Here is a 488-nt window from a genome sequence, read left to right on the forward strand (position 1 = left end):
GTTGTATTGGAAAACAAAAAGATTAAGTTATTAAGGGCGCACGGTGGATGCCTTGGCACTAGAAGCCGATGAAGGACGTTACTAACGACGATATGCTTTGGGGAGCTGTAAGTAAGCTTTTATCCAGAGATTTCCGAATGGGGAAACCCAGCACGAGTTATGTCGTGTTATCGATATGTGAATACATAGCATATCTGAAGGCAGACGCGGAGAACTGAAACATCTTAGTACCCGCAGGAAGAGAAAGAAAAATCGATTCCCTGAGTAGCGGCGAGCGAAACGGGAACAGCCCAAACCAACGAGCTTGCTTGTTGGGGTTGTAGGACACTCTATACGGAGTTACAAAGGAATAAATTAGACGAATCATCTGGAAAGATGAATCATAGAAGGTAATAATCCTGTAGTCGAAAGTTTATTCTCTCTTGAGTGGATCCTGAGTACGACGGAGCACGTGAAATTCCGTCGGAATCTGGGAGGACCATCTCCTA

At 44.7% G+C, this 488-nt stretch carries 1 rRNA gene; it reads left to right on the forward strand.

What is annotated here, in order from left to right:
• Positions 1-20: 20 nt before the first annotated feature.
• Positions 21-488, forward strand: a 23S ribosomal RNA gene (locus SH09_RS13585); the annotation flags it as partial.

Source organism: Staphylococcus gallinarum, from assembly GCF_000875895.1.
Classification (GTDB): domain Bacteria; phylum Bacillota; class Bacilli; order Staphylococcales; family Staphylococcaceae; genus Staphylococcus; species Staphylococcus gallinarum.